10 protein-coding genes are annotated in these 13156 nt (G+C 72.5%); 4 read left to right on the plus strand and 6 right to left on the minus strand.

Annotated features, from left to right (window positions below):
- Positions 1-20: 20 nt before the first annotated feature.
- From ACFYNP_RS09585 to iolC, 6 genes are all read right to left on the minus strand, one after another.
- Entirely contained in the window at positions 21-1418 is a 1398-nt protein-coding gene (locus tag ACFYNP_RS09585) for an APC family permease (RefSeq protein WP_388784124.1), read from the minus strand.
- A 603-nt stretch (positions 1419-2021) separates the two neighbouring features.
- A complete protein-coding gene (gene mmsA / locus ACFYNP_RS09590; protein ID WP_388784127.1) occupies positions 2022-3524 on the minus strand; it encodes a CoA-acylating methylmalonate-semialdehyde dehydrogenase in 1503 nt (500 codons plus the stop codon).
- A gap of 14 nt (positions 3525-3538) precedes the next feature.
- The gene (iolD, locus tag ACFYNP_RS09595; RefSeq protein ID WP_388784313.1) at positions 3539-5428 is read right to left on the minus strand and encodes a 3D-(3,5/4)-trihydroxycyclohexane-1,2-dione acylhydrolase (decyclizing); all 1890 of its coding nucleotides are present in this window, start codon (positions 5426-5428) and stop codon (positions 3539-3541) included.
- A complete protein-coding gene (gene iolB, locus ACFYNP_RS09600) occupies positions 5419-6288 on the minus strand; it encodes a 5-deoxy-glucuronate isomerase (RefSeq protein WP_388784130.1) in 870 nt (289 codons plus the stop codon). Before iolB ends, iolD begins: the two co-directional genes overlap by 10 nt.
- Positions 6289-6373: 85 nt before the next feature.
- Positions 6374-7261, minus strand: a complete 888-nt coding sequence (locus ACFYNP_RS09605) for a deoxyribose-phosphate aldolase (protein WP_388784133.1) — start codon at positions 7259-7261, stop codon at positions 6374-6376.
- On the minus strand, positions 7258-8271 hold the full coding sequence (gene iolC / locus ACFYNP_RS09610) for a 5-dehydro-2-deoxygluconokinase (RefSeq protein WP_388784136.1): 1014 nt from the start codon (positions 8269-8271) through the stop codon (positions 7258-7260). The genes ACFYNP_RS09605 and iolC overlap by 4 nt, the downstream gene beginning before the upstream one ends.
- A gap of 218 nt (positions 8272-8489) precedes the next feature.
- On the opposite strand from iolC, the gene ACFYNP_RS09615 reads away from it, so the two are divergent.
- The 4 genes from ACFYNP_RS09615 to ACFYNP_RS09630 all read left to right on the plus strand — a co-directional run bounded on the left by ACFYNP_RS09615 (position 8490) and on the right by ACFYNP_RS09630 (position 12903).
- Entirely contained in the window at positions 8490-9392 is a 903-nt protein-coding gene (locus tag ACFYNP_RS09615; RefSeq protein WP_388407187.1) for a sugar phosphate isomerase/epimerase family protein, read from the plus strand.
- A gap of 277 nt (positions 9393-9669) precedes the next feature.
- Positions 9670-9867: an AlpA family transcriptional regulator gene (locus tag ACFYNP_RS09620; RefSeq protein WP_100578458.1), complete on the plus strand. Its 198-nt coding sequence runs from the start codon at positions 9670-9672 to the stop codon at positions 9865-9867.
- Between the two features lie 179 nt (positions 9868-10046).
- A complete protein-coding gene (locus tag ACFYNP_RS09625; protein ID WP_388407185.1) occupies positions 10047-10358 on the plus strand; it encodes a heavy-metal-associated domain-containing protein in 312 nt (103 codons plus the stop codon).
- A 139-nt stretch (positions 10359-10497) separates the two neighbouring features.
- Positions 10498-12903, plus strand: coding sequence for a heavy metal translocating P-type ATPase (locus ACFYNP_RS09630; protein ID WP_388784316.1), 2406 nt, complete (start codon positions 10498-10500; stop codon positions 12901-12903).
- Positions 12904-13156 lie beyond the last annotated feature (253 nt).

Consider the following 13156-nt stretch of genomic DNA (forward strand, 5'->3'; position numbering starts at 1 on the left):
GCACCACCCTAGGCAACGGCTCAGACGTGGCTGTCCTCGGGGATGCTGACGAGCCACCGGGTGTCGCGGCGCGGCCGCAGGTACAGCGCCCAGTACAGGGTGGCGACGGCGGTGATACCGCCGGTCCACACCAGGTACTCGGTCTCCTGCTGGGTCAGGATGTAGGCGAGTACGGCGATGAGCAGGACCGGCACCGCGGGCCACAGCGGCATCCGCCAGGCCGCGACGTGCTTGTGCGCACCGCGCCGGCACAGCAGGGCGGCGACGGCGACGAGCAGGTACATCGCGGTCACGGAGACGCCGGTGACGCCGTAGAGGGTGTCGAGCTTGACGAAGCAGAGGGCAGCGCCGGGGACGCCGACGAGCAGGGTGGCCACCCACGGGGAGCCGAACCGGCCGAGCCGGGACAGGCCCCGGTTGACGGGCCCGGGCCAGGCCTTGTCGCGGGCGGAGGCGAACAGGACCCGGGAGTTCTGGATGACCATGACGATGCCCGCGTTGATGATGGCGAGCGCGACGCAGAGGCTGACGAAGGTGCCGACCGCGGAGTTGGACCAGGCGGTCACCATGTCGCTGAGGTTGCCGCTGGTGAGGGCGGCGAGGTCGGGGGCGCCGAGCGTGATGGCGACAACGGGCACCAGGATCACGGCGGTTGAGATGGCGAGGGTGGCGAGCACGGTGCGGGCGACGTTGCGCCGCGGGTGCTCCAGCTCCTCCGAGAGGTAGACGGCGGTCGAGAAGCCCTGGGTGATGAAGAGGGCGATGGCGAGGCCCGAGATCACCATCATCGCGGTGACCGTCGAGGGTGCCCCGCCGTCACCGGCGACCGAGCCGTGCACGAGCGCCGAGGCGCCGCGCTCGCTGTGGGCGAAGCCGAGCACCGCGACCACTCCGGCGGCGATGACCTCAAGGACGAGGAAGATGCCGGTGATCCAGGCGTTGGCGCGCAGGTCGAGCAGGCCGGCCAGGGTGGCGAGCAGCATGACTCCGGCGCCCGCGAGGGGGGCCGGTATGTGCACGATCGGGGCGAGGTAGTCGGCGGTGCCCATCGCGATGACGGGCGGCACGATCATCACGACGAGCAGCGAGAGCACGAACACCAGCCAGCCCGCGAGCCGTCCCGCCATCGTGGAGACCATGGCGTATTCGCCGCCCGCACTCGGGATGAGCGTGCCCAGTTCCGAGTAGCAGAAGGCGACGCCGATACAGAGCAGCGAGCCGATCGCGATGGTGAGCGCGGTGTAGGTGCCGAGCGTGGAGAAGAGGTCGGGCACGACGACGAACAGGGTGGAGGCGGGCGTCACGCACGACAGCGTGAGGAGGGTGCCGCCCACGACGCCGATGGAACGCTTGAGCTTCTGCGGGGTGGGGCCGGTCGCGGGGGCGAGCGCCTGGGGGGCGCTGAGCGTTTCCGTCATCGTGCGGTTCCGATCGACTGGTGCGGTTCCGATGCGCGGGAGCGGTATCGCCTCCGTAGGCGGGGTGGTGAATATTCGGCGGCTCCCGGGTGCCGATATGGAATCCTTCGGAGAACCGCAGGTCAATAGGGTGTTACCTGCGGAATCCGAAGATCCGGCGGGGTCGGTCACCGGTATTCGGCGTTAAGGGCGCGTCAAGGCACGAGGATCGGCGTGTGCGGGAACCGCAGCGCGGGTGCCGAAGTTTGTCCGTAACTTTCCGCGTTCTGGACGCGCTCGCGCCCGTTCGGCCGGTGAGCGCGGCCACCGGGGCGCGTACCGGCTGGCCCGGGCCGCGCGGGTGGACGGTCTCCGTACGGTGCACCAGGCGCGGTGCCGGGATCCGTACCGCCACCGTCCCCGCGGGGCCCTCGGTCAGCCCGGTCGAGAGCGCGGCGGGCCCGTGCCCGGCGGCGACCGGCGCTCCGAGCCCGCCCCCGCCCAGGGGGTGCCCCGGCCGCCGACGACGGGCCGCACCCGTACGACGGCCCCCTCCGGGAGCCGGACGGGGGCAGGCCGAACCCCCGCCGGCCGGGGCCGACGGGGGTTCGGGGGCGCGCGTGGTCAGTGGTTGCGGGGGAAGCCCAGGTCGACGCCGGAGGGGCCGTCGGCCGGGTCGGGCCAGCGGGTCGTGACGACCTTGCCGCGGGTGTAGAAGTGCGTGCCGTCGTTGCCGTAGATGTGGTGGTCGCCGAAGAGCGAGTCCTTCCAGCCGCCGAAGGAGTGGTAGCCCACCGGCACCGGGATCGGCACGTTCACGCCGACCATGCCGGCCTCGACCTCCAGCTGGAAGCGGCGGGCCGCGCCGCCGTCGCGGGTGAAGATGGCGGTGCCGTTGCCGAAGGGGGACGCGTTGATCAGCGCCAGGCCCTCCTCGTACGTCTCGGCGCGCAGCACGCACAGGACCGGTCCGAAGATCTCGTCGCGGTAGGCGTCGGCCGAGGTCGGCACGTGGTCCAGGAGGGACAGGCCGATCCAGTGGCCGTCCTCGAAACCGTCCACGGTGTAATCCGTGCCGTCCAGGACGACCTCGCAGCCCTGGGCCGCGGCGCCCTTCACGTACGACGCCACCTTGTCGCGGTGGGCCGCGGTGATCAGCGGGCCCATCTCGGAGGCCGGGTCGTTGCCGGGGCCGATCTTGATCTTCTCGGCGCGCTCGCGGATCTTCTCCACCAGCTCGTCGCCGATCGCGCCCACCGCGACGACCGCGGAGATCGCCATGCAGCGCTCGCCCGCCGAGCCGTACGCGGCCGAGACCGCGGCGTCGGCGGCCGCGTCCAGGTCGGCGTCCGGCAGGACCAGCATGTGGTTCTTGGCACCGCCGAGCGCCTGCACCCGCTTGCCGTTGGCGGAGGCGGTGGTGTGGATGTGGCGGGCGATGGGCGTGGAGCCGACGAAGGACACGGCGGCCACGTCCGGGTGGGCCAGCAGCCCGTCGACGGCGACCTTGTCACCGTGCAGGACGGTGAAGACGCCCTCGGGAAGCCCCGCCTCGGCGAGCAGCTCGGCGATCTTCATCGAGGCCGACGGGTCCTTCTCCGACGGCTTCAGGATGAAGGTGTTGCCGCACGCGATGGCGAGCGGGAACATCCACATCGGCACCATCGCCGGGAAGTTGAACGGGGTGATGCCCGCCACGACACCCAGCGGCTGGCGGATGGAGGCCACGTCCACCCGGCTGGAGACCTGGGTGGACAGCTCGCCCTTGAGCTGGGTGGTGATGCCGCAGGCGAGGTCCACGATCTCCAGACCGCGGGCGACCTCGCCGAGCGCGTCCGAGTGCACCTTGCCGTGCTCGGCGGTGATCAGCTCGGCGATGGCGTCCCGGTTCGCGTCGAGCAGCGCCCGGAACTTGAAGAGCACCGTGGTGCGCTGCGCCAGCGAGGACGTGCCCCAGGTCGCGTACGCCGCCTTGGCGACGGCGACGGCCCGGTCCACCTCCTCGGCCGAGGCGAAGGCGACCTGCGTGGTGACCGCGCCGGTCGCGGGGTCGGTCACGGGGCCGAAGTTGCCCGACGTGCCTTCGACGGTCTTGCCACCGATCCAGTGGTGGACGGTCTTCGTCATGTCCAAGTGCTCCTTCACAGATGGCGGCGTCGGGCGGTGACGTGCCGTTCGTACTCCTCGCGGGCCGTGACCGCCGACGTGCGGGTCGCGGTCTCGGCCACGGGCACATCCCACCACGCCTGGGCCGGGGGCGGGCCCGACACTGTGTCGGGCGTTTCGGTCTCCACGTAGACACATGTAGGCACGTCCGAGCGGCGCGCCTGCGCGAGGGCTTCCCGCAGGTCACGCACGGTTTCGGCGCGCAGCACCCGCATTCCGAGCGAGGCCGCGTTGGCCGCCAGGTCGACCGGCAGCGGCGCCCCGCCGAAGCTGCCGTCCGGCGCCCGGAACCGGTACGCCGTGCCGAACCGCTCACCCCCCACCGCGTCCGAGAGCCCGCCGATCGAGGCGTACCCATGGTTCTGGAGGATCACCACCTTGATGGGGAGGTTCTCCTGCACCGCGGTGACGATTTCGGTGGGGTTCATCAGATACGTACCGTCGCCGACGAGCGCCCAGACCGGCCGGCCGGGCGCCGCGAGGGCGACGCCGAGGGCCGCGGGGATCTCGTAGCCCATGCAGGAGTAGCCGTATTCGACGTGGTACTGGTCGCGCGAGCGGGTCCGCCACAGCTTGTGCAGGTCGCCGGGGAGCGAGCCGGCCGCGTTGATCAGGATGTCGTCCCCGGTGACCAACGTGTCGAGTACGCCGAGGACTTGGGCCTGCGTGGGGCGCGCGTCGCCGGATCCGGGCGTGTAGGCGGCGCTCACCCGGACCTCCCACGCGTCCTTCAGCCGTGCGCTCTCGGCCTCGTGGTCGGCGGGTACGCGGTGGCCCTTCAGGGCGTCGCGCAGCGCGGCGAGCCCGGTGCGGGCGTCGCCGACCAACTGGTGGCCGCCCATCTTGTGCGCGTCGGCGGGGCGGACGTTGAGGTTGAGGAAGCGGACGTCCGGGTTCTGGAAGAGGGTGGACGAGGCCGTGGTGAAGTCGGTCCAGCGGGTGCCGACGCCGAGCACCACATCGGCGGTCCTGGCGAGTTCATCGGCGGCGGCCGTGCCGGTGTGGCCGATGCCCCCGACGTCCTGGGGGTGGTCGTACGGCAGCGCGCCCTTGCCGGACTGGGTGCTCGCGACCGGGATGCCGGTGTCCTCGGCGAACGCGCCGAGCACGTCCTGGGCGCGGGCGTGCCGCACCCCGCCGCCCGCGACGATCAGCGGCCGCCGCGCCGACCTCAACTCCCCTGCGGCTAGGGCCAGTTCCTCGGGGTCCACGGCGGGAGCCCGTACCTGCCAGACGCGTTCCCGGAAGAACGCCTCCGGCCAGTCGTACGCCTCGGCCTGGACGTCCTGCGGCAGCGCGAGCGTGACCGCGCCGGTGTTCGCCGGGTCGGTCAGGACGCTCATCGCGTTCGGGGCGGCCGTCAGGAGCGCCTCGGGGCGGCCGATCCGGTCGAAGTAGCGGGAGACCGGGCGCAGACAGTCGTTGACCGACACATCGCCCGCATACGGGACTTCGAGCTGCTGGAGGACGGGGTCGGCGGGCCGGGTGGCGAAGCTGTCGCCGGGCAGCAGGAGCACCGGCAGGTGGTTGACGGTGGCCAGGGCCGCGCCGGTGACGAGGTTGGTGGCGCCGGGGCCGATCGAGGTGGTCACCGCGTGCGTGGAGAGCCGGCCCGACTGGCGGGCGTAACCGACGGCGGCGTGCACCATGGCCTGCTCGTTGCGGCCCTGGTGGAAGGGCATGGTGTCCGGCCCGGATTCGAGCAGCGCCTGCCCGATCCCGGCGACGTTCCCGTGCCCGAAGATGCCCCAAGTCGCCGCGATCAGACGGTGGTTGACCCCGTCGCAGGCGGTGTACTGGCGGGCCAGGAAGGCGATCAGGGCCTGGGCGGTGGTGAGGCGGCGCGTCGTACCTGTCACTGGTATCCCTCCACGTGGTCCGGGTGGAAGGAGATCTTCCACTCCCGCTCGGGTCCCGGCCCCGCCATCACGTTCAGGTAGTACATGGCGTTGCCGGGCTGGGCGATGGACGGCCCGTGCCAGCCGTCCGGCACGAGCACCGCGTCGCCGGAGCGGACCTCGGCGAGCAGCTCGGCGCCGCCCTCGCGGGACGGCGAGATCCGGTGGTAGCCGTAGCCGCCGGGGCGCTCGAACGCGAAGTAGTAGATCTCCTCCAGCTCGCTCTCCCGGCCCGGCACGTGCTCGTCGTGCTTGTGCGGCGGGTACGAGGACCAGTTGCCGCCCGGCGTGATCACCTCCACGGCGATCAGCCGGTCGCAGGCGAAGGCGTCCGCGGCGGCGAAGTTGCGCACCGTACGGGCGCAGTTGGCCGAGCCCCGGGCCTCGACGGGTACCTCGGGCGCGGGGCCGCGGCGAGCGGGGAGCCGTCGCTCGCACCGCGCTCCTGCCAGGGCGAAGCGGCCTCCCGCACCGGAGGTGATCAGGGCGTCCGCGTCCCGCGGAACGTAGGCGAAGTCGGTGGGCCCCTCGAACACGCCCGTACGGCCGGTCAGTTCGAGGTCGAGCCCTTCGGTACGCACCGTGCAACCGCCGCCGAGCGGCACCACGAGCCATTCGCTGTCCCCGGCGGCCAGCAGGTGTGAGCCGCCGGGCGGCAGGTCGAGGACCCGCAGGGACGAGTAGCGCGGGGGTGAGTGGCGCGGGGGTGAGCTGCGCGGGGGTGAGCTGCACGGGGCGCCCCGTGCCGGGCCGATGTCGAGGGCGTACGCGTCATGGGCCGAGGCCCCGGCCCGCACGAGCAGTTCCTGATGACCCCTATGCCCCATGTCCGATCCCTGCCCTCTCTGCCCTGTCTGCCCTGTCTGCCCTGTCTGCCCTTTCCATCCTTGCCACCCTCCGCAACGGTCCGGCCTACAGCAGCCCGACGGCGGTGTCGACGGCCGCCGCCACATCGCCGTCGGCCGGATAGAGCAGCGAGCGCCCTGCGACCAGGCCCTGAACGGTGGGCAGTTGCAGGGCCCCGCGCCACTTCTCGAAGGTGGCGTCCCGGTCGTCCCCCATGTCGCCGCCGAGCAGCACCGCGGGCAGCGTACTGGTGGCCATGACCTTGGCCATGTCGTCCGGGTTCTCGGTCACGGGCACCTTCAGCCAGGTGTAGGCGGAGGTGCCGCCGAGGCCGGAGGCGATGGCGATGGACCGGGTGACGGCTTCGGCCGAGAGGTCGTGCGACACCGTGCCGTCGCGCCGATGGCAGATGAACGGCTCTACGAACAAAGAGAGTTGACGCTCGGCCATCGCGTCGACGGCGCGGGCTGCGGCGTGCAGGGTGTCGAGCGAGCCCGGGTCCTGGTAGTCGATCCGCAGCAGCAGTTTGCCCGCGTCGAAGCCGAGCCGCTCCAGGTCCTGGGCGCGGTGGCCGGTGAAGCGGTCGTCGAGTTCGAAGGCGGCGCCGGCGAGGCCGCCGCGGTTCATGGAGCCGATGACGACCTTGTCGTCGAGGGCGCCGAGCAGCAGCAGGTCCTCCAGGACGTCGGCGCCGGCGAGCACGCCGTCGACACCGGGCCGCGACAGGGCGAGACGGAGCCGGTCGAGCAGCTCGCCCCGGTCGGCCATGGCCAGCCCGTCGCCGCCGACGCCGAGCGCGCCCCGGGCCGGATGGTCGGCGGCGATCACCATCAGCCGCCCGCCGTCACCCCGGAGCAGCGGTCTGCGCACCCGGCGGGCGGCGGCCTCGGCGACGGCCTCGGGGTGGCGGGCCCGGATCCGGGCGAGCCCGCCGGGCCCGAGGGCGGCGCTCACACCCGGCCCCCTTCCAGGACGCGCTCGACCTCGGCGGGGAAGGGCATGGCGGCGGAACAGGCGAGCCGGGACGCGACGATGGCCCCGGCGGCGTTGGCGTACCGCATGACGCGTTCGAGCTCCCATCCGGCGAGCAGCCCGTGGCAGAGCGCCCCGCCGAAGGCGTCCCCCGCGCCGAGCCCGTTGACCACCTCGACCGGCACCGGCGCCACCTCGGCGACGGCCCCGTCCCGGTGCACGGCGAGCACCCCGTCGGGGCCCTGCTTGACGACGGCGAGCTCCACCCCGGCCCTCAGCAACGCAGCTGCGGCGGCGCGGGGTTCACGCTCCCCCGTGGCGACCTCGCACTCGTCGATGTTCCCGACGGCGACGGTGGCATGGGCCAGGGCCTCGCGGTAGTGGGCCCGCGCTTCGGCGGGATCCGCCCAGAACATCGGCCGCCAGTCGAGGTCGAAGAAGGTGAAGGAACCAGAGCCGGCCGGAGCGGAATCAGCGCCCCGCACCCGCAGCGCGCCCCGCACCCGCAGCGCGCCCCGCACCCGCAGCGCGGCCAGCGTCGTCGCCCGGCTCGGCTGCGCGCACAGCCCCGTTCCGGTGACCCAGAAGATCCGGGCCGCCCGGATCGCGGCGAGGTCCACCTCCTCTTCGCGCAGCTCCAGATCGGGCGCCTTGGGCTGCCGGTAGAAGTACAGCGGGAAGTGGTCCGGCGGGAACACCTCGCAGAAGGTGACCGGCGTGGGCAGCCCGTCCACGGGGGTGACCCAGCGCGCGTCCACCCCGAACCGGCCCAGCTCCGCCCGGAGATACTCCCCGAACGGGTCGCGCCCGGTACGCGTGACGGCCGCGACGCGACGGCCGAGCCGGGCCGCGGCGACGGCCACGTTGGCGGGCGAGCCGCCGAGGAACTTCCCGAACGAGCTGACCTCCGCGAGCGACACCCCGCTCTGCAACGGATAGAGGTCGACCCCGATCCGGCCCATCGTGATCAGGTCGTACGGAACCTCGTCCATGCACATCCCCTCGGATCGCCGGCCGGACAGCCGGACAGCCGGGTCGCTGATCACCGGACCGCCGGACCGCCGGACCGCCGGACCGCTGCCGGACTGCCGGACTGCCGGACTGCCGGTGAACCCAGGTCTAGCCGTCCGCTCCCACCCCTGTCAATCTTTTGTCCTTACATTCGGACGTTGCCTTGACACCCCTCCCGGACCCCCGGAAGGCTGGCTCCATGACGACGGCGAAGACCCGCATCCGGATCGGTTCGGCCCCCGACTCCTGGGGCGTCTGGTTCCCCGACGACCCTCGCCAAGTCCCCTGGCGGCGCTTCCTCGACGAGGTCGCGAGCGCGGGCTACCGGTGGATCGAACTCGGACCGTACGGCTATCTGCCCACCGACCCGGCGCGCCTCGCCGAGGAGACCGCCGCACGGGACCTGCGGGTCTCGGCCGGGACCGTCTTCACGGGCCTGCACCACGGCCCGGCGGTGTGGGAGCGGACCTGGGCGCACGTCGCGGACGTGGCCGCCCTCACCCGGGCCACCGGCGCCCGCCACCTCGTCGTCATCCCGTCCTTCTGGCGCGACGACAAGAGCGGCGAGGTCCTGGAGAGCAGCACCCTGACCGCCGCGCAGTGGCGCGATCTCGCCGGTCAGACCGAGCGCCTGGCCCGCGAGGTGCGGGACCGCTACGGCCTGCGCGTGGTCGTGCACCCGCACGCCGACACCCACATCGACAGCGAGGAGAACGTGGCCCGCTTCCTGCACGCCACGGACTCCGACCTGGTCTCGCTGTGCCTGGACACCGGGCACTACGCGTACTGCGGTGGCGACAGCGTCAAGCTGATCGAGACGTACGGGGAGCGGATCGGTTACCTCCACCTCAAGCAGGTGGACCCGGAGGTGCTGGCCCAAGTCCGCGCCGAGGGGACCCCGTTCGGGCCCGCCGTCGCCCGGGGCGTGATGTGCGAGCCGCCGCGCGGCGTGCCGGCGCTCGAACCGGTACTGGCCGCGGCCCAGGATCTGGACGTCGACCTCTTCGCGATCGTCGAGCAGGACATGTACCCGTGCGACCCCGACAAGCCGCTGCCCATCGCCGAGCGCACCCGGGCCTTCCTGCGCTCCTGCGGAGCGTGACGCACTCCTGGACGCCCCCTCGGCCCCGCCGGGCGGAGGGGGCGTTCACCCGTTTGCACCAACCGCCCTTTTCGTCACGCACGTCACAAGGATCTCCCTCCCGTCACGCATGTCTCGATTACGCGGGTCTTGCGTCACAGGCGGTCGACAGGAGCCCCCCAGACCTCACTCTCTGTCGTTCAACGGGCACAGGCTGAGTGATCGCCAAGCGTTGGCGCCGCAGCTCCCCCGACGACCGTCCGGCCGCCGCTGCGACGCACGCAGGGAGGTGCCTTACATGACCGACCGAAGGCTCTGGTCCTACAAGGAAATCGCCGCGCACATCCGGGTGCAGCCCGACACCGTGCGCTCCTATCGCAAACACGGACTCCTTCCGGCCCCGGACCTCGTGGAGAACGGCAAGCCCTACTGGTTCGCGGACACGATCCGCGCCTGGGTCGCCCGCCGCCCGGGCAACCGGGGCCGCCGCGATTGAGAGGGGGCGCACCGGGGGCGGCGATCGCGTCGTTATCACCACGAAACGCCCCCGGCCGCGACCACGGTGGTCGCGTTATACCCCCTAGGGGTATAACCTGGGGCTCGTGAGGGTGGCCCGGCCTCCCCTTGGCCCCCTCATGCACCATGGATCCGTACGCCCGTGAAGAGGAGAACGCCATGACCGCCGAGACCGAGACCACCGTCGCCGCGACCGGTTCCTGCTGCTCGCCCGCCGGTGGCTGCCACGACGGCGGGGCCGCCGACGTCCAGGTGGGCGCCGTCACCACCGTCTACAAGGTCTCCGGCATGAGCTGCGGGCACTGCGAGGGCGCGGTGTCCGGCGAGATCTCCGAGATCGAGGGCGTCGGCTCGGTCAAGGCCGTCGCCGCCACCGGTGAGGTCACCGTGATCTCGGCCGCCCCGCTCGACGAGGAGGCGGTCCGCGCGGCCGTCGACGAGGCGGGCTACGAACTGGTCGGCCTCGCCTGACCGGAGCGCGTCCCCTCGCTCGCCCCTCGGGCCGCACCCGCCCGGCTACCCGCCGGCGCCGTGCGGCCCGGCCCGCTTTCTGGAGCCCCCCGTGCAAACCCCCGACCCCGCCCGGCGCGTCGAACTCACCATCGGCGGGATGACCTGCGCGGCGTGCGCGTCCCGCATCGAGAAGAAGCTGAACCGGATGCCGGGGGTGACGGCGACGGTCAACTACGCGACGGAGAGGGCGCGGGTTGCCTTCGGCGAGGGGGTGGGGGTCGACGACGTGATCGCCACGGTGGTGAAAACGGGCTACACGGCCGAGCCCCGCCCAGCCGAGCAGCAGCCCACCCCAGCCCGCCCGGCGTCCGAGGACCGCACCCCGGACCGAAGCCCCACGACCGCCGCGCAAGCCGCATCAGCCCGCCCGGCGTTTGAGGACGAGCGCCCTTCAGGCGCGAACGGGGTCCGGGGCGGAGCCCCGGCAGCCACCGCCCCGCAGACGCAGACGCCGACGCCGAACAGCACCCCGCAGGAGCAGCGCACCCCGCACAGCCGCCCCACCCCGCGGGCAGAGGCAGGGAGGACCCCGCAGGGGGAGGCAGGGGGGCCCGCCACCCTGAGGACGCGGCTGAGGATCACGGCCCTCCTCTCCGCGCCCGTCGTCGCGCTGGCGATGATCCCCCCGCTCCAGTTCGACAACTGGCAGTGGCTCTCCCTCACCCTCGCCGCCCCCGCCGTCATCTGGGGCGGCCTCCCCTTCCACCGCGCCGCGTGGACGAATCTGCGGCACGGCGCCGCCACGATGGACACCCTCGTCTCCACCGGCACCCTCGCCGCGTTCGGCTGGTCGCTGTGGGCGCTGTTCTTCGGCACCGCCGGCCTGCCCGGCATGCGGCACGGGTTCGACTTCGGCACCGGGCGCGGGGACGGCGCGGGGACCATCTACCTCGAAGTGGCCGCCGGAGTCGTCACGTTCATCCTGCTCGGCCGTTACCTGGAGGCCAGCGCCAAGCGGAAGTCCGGGGCCGCCCTGCGCGCCCTGATGGAACTGGGCGCCAAGGACGTCGCCGTACTGCGCGACGGGGCCGAACTGCGCGTCCCGGTGGGCCAGTTGCGTACCGGAGACCATTTCGTCGTACGCCCCGGCGAGACGATCGCCACGGACGGCACCGTCGTCCAGGGCACCTCCGCCGTCGACGCCTCGATGCTCACCGGAGAGTCCGTACCGGTGGACGTGGGCGTGGGCGACCCCGTCACCGGCGCCACGGTGAACGCCGGCGGTCGCCTGATCGTCGAGGCGACCCGGATCGGCGCGGACACCCAACTCGCCCGCATGGGGCGCCTGGTGGAGGACGCCCAGAACGGCAAGGCCCAGGCGCAGCGCCTCGCGGACCGCATCGCGGGCGTCTTCGTGCCCGTCGTGTTCCTGATCGCGGCGGCCACCCTGGCCGGCTGGCTGCTCGCCACCGGCGACGTCACCGCCGCCTTCACCGCGGCCGTCGCCGTACTGATCATCGCCTGCCCGTGCGCGCTCGGCCTGGCCACTCCGACGGCCCTGATGGTCGGCACCGGACGCGGCGCCCAGCTCGGCATCCTGATCAAGGGCCCGGAGGTACTCGAATCGACCCGCCGCGTCGACACCGTCGTCCTGGACAAGACGGGCACGGTCACCACGGGCCGCATGAGCCTGGCCGAGGTCCACACCGCCGACGACATCGAGGAGAAGCAACTCCTGCGCCTGGCCGGGGCCTTGGAACACGCCTCGGAGCACCCCGTCGCCCGCGCGATCGCGTCCGGCGCCGAGGACCGGGCCGGCGCCCTGCCCGACGCCGAGGACTTCCGCGCGCTGCCGGGCCGGGGCGTGGCGGGGGTCGTCGAGGGCTACCGGGTGTACGTGGGCCGGGACCGCGACCTGGAGCTGCCGCCCGGGCTCGCCGAGGCCCGGAGCGCCGCCGAGGCCCGGGGACGTACGGCCGTCACCGTCGCCTGGGACGGGGTGGCCCGGGGCGTCCTCGCCGTGTCGGACACCGTGAAGGAGACCAGCGCCGAGGCCGTCGTCCGGCTGCGCGCGCTCGGGCTGACCCCCGTACTGCTCACCGGCGACCACCGCGATGCCGCCCTCCGCGTCGCCGCGGAGGTCGGCATCGCGGCCGACGACGTGTACGCGGAGGTTCTGCCCGAGGACAAGGCCGCGGTCGTCGAGCGCCTTCGGGGACAGGGCCGTACGGTCGCGATGGTCGGCGACGGCGTCAACGACGCGGCCGCCCTCGCCATCGCCGATCTGGGTCTTGCCATGGGGACCGGCACCGATGCCGCGATCGAGGCGGCCGATCTCACGCTCGTACGCGGTGACCTGCGGGTTGCCGCGGATGCGATCCGTTTGTCCCGGCGCACCCTGGCCACCATCAAAGGCAACCTTTTCTGGGCATTCGGCTACAACATGGCCGCGGTGCCGCTGGCCGCCGCGGGCCTGCTGAATCCGATGATCGCGGGCGCGGCTATGGCGTTCTCATCCGTGTTCGTGGTAACCAACAGCCTACGGTTGCGTTCCTTCACCTGACCTCCACAAAGAGATCTAGATCACAGAGGTTTTGAGGTAACCATCGGGAGGGGTCGGGAGTCTAAGTGTGCGATGCCGCGGATGTCTTGGGGGACGTCCATGGAATGTCTTGGGGGACGTTCCAGGCAACGCGTTGGCCGGGGCACGTACGTCGGGAGCTTTGAGCGGCCCACCCGACAGGTACGTACCCCGGCAGACCGCCTAGACCCCCGGCCGGATCCCGTGGGGGGAATCCGCACCGGGAAACAGGGAA

Origin of the sequence: Streptomyces sp. NPDC006691 (assembly GCF_042869955.1) — a bacterium.
Lineage (GTDB): Bacteria > Actinomycetota > Actinomycetes > Streptomycetales > Streptomycetaceae > Streptomyces.